Here is a 1224-nt window from a genome sequence, read left to right on the forward strand (position 1 = left end):
GGGTTCTACCCCGATATCACGGACGGTTCTAAAAGAGCTGCAACCTTCTGATCCTGCCTGGCGACCCTTCGCCGCATCCTTGGATTGTGGCGTCGCTCAATGTAGTCAAACACATCCGCTCTTGCTGCATCCAGTGTCGGGTAGCTCGTTCGATAGACTCGCTCACGCTTGAGCAGCCCAAAAAAGCCTTCGCAGGCGGCGTTGTCGCCGCAATGTCCAACGGCGCTCATTGAGCAGATCAGCCCGTTAGCCGCGAGATATCCTTGGTAGTCACCGCTGCGGAACTGACTGCCACGATCCGAATGCAGGATCACCTCATCGCTGCCTTGACGCTGCCAGACCGCCATCTGCACCGCCCGGATCACCATCTGGCGATCCTGTCGATCGTGCATTGACCAGCCCACAATGCGCTGGTCGTAAAGATCCAGCACGATGCACAGATACAGCTTGCCCTGCTGGGTCTTGATCTCGGTGATGTCCGTGACCCACTTGGTTTCCGGCTCCAGCGCGAGAAAATCGCGTTCAAGCAGGTTGCCCACGCCCGGCGGCGTTACGGACGGGCTGCCACGCTTCCCGCGACGCTTCCGCCGGGGCCAGCCCTGCAGGCCGTCGGCCGCCATCAGGCGCGCGACCCGGTTCAGGCCGGCGATCTCGCCTTCCTCAGCCAAGTCTTCGCGCATGCGGCCAGCTCCCAGAGTACCCCGGCTGTCTTCATGCAGTTCGCGCATCCTTACCACCAGGCGCTCATTGTCGACCTGCCGGGCGCTCGCAGGGCGCTTACTCCACTCGTAGTAGCCGCTGGCCGATACCTTCAGGCACCGGCACATCAGCCGGATCGGAAACTCATCGCGGCAACGTTCGATCACCTGATACCTCAGGATGATCCCTTTGCAAAGAACGTCGCCGCTTCTCGCAAAAAATCCCGTTCCTTCTTCACCCGCGCCAATTCACGCTTGAGTCGAGCCAACTCTTCGTCCCGTGGCGTTCCGGCGCCGCCGAAAGCGGCCGCTTCTGGATTCTGCGCCTCGCGCTTCCAGCGGGTTAGCAGGCTGTCGCGAATTCCCAGCTCCCGGGCCACCTGGGCGCAGCTGATGCCGGGCTGGCTCGCCTGCTCAACCGCACCGCGCTTGAACTCGGCACTGAACTTCCTGCGCTTTGACATGAACACTCCTCATGGCCTGAATCGGCCTTCTTGTAAGTGTCCGTGAAAACGGGGTAGAACCC

At 61.4% G+C, this 1224-nt stretch carries 1 protein-coding gene; it reads right to left on the reverse strand.

What is annotated here, in order from left to right; translation table 11 throughout:
• Positions 1–5 precede the first annotated feature (5 nt).
• Positions 6–1162, reverse strand: a protein-coding gene (locus R1L06_RS20440) for an IS3 family transposase (RefSeq protein WP_317218593.1) whose coding sequence is annotated in 2 segments (ribosomal slippage) — positions 6–922 and positions 922–1162 — 1158 coding nt in all. Because the reading frame shifts where the segments join, the coding sequence is not laid out codon by codon here.
• Between the last annotated feature and the right edge of the window lie 62 nt (positions 1163–1224).

This window comes from Stenotrophomonas mexicanensis, assembly GCF_032911605.1.
Classification (GTDB): domain Bacteria; phylum Pseudomonadota; class Gammaproteobacteria; order Xanthomonadales; family Xanthomonadaceae; genus Stenotrophomonas; species Stenotrophomonas maltophilia_A.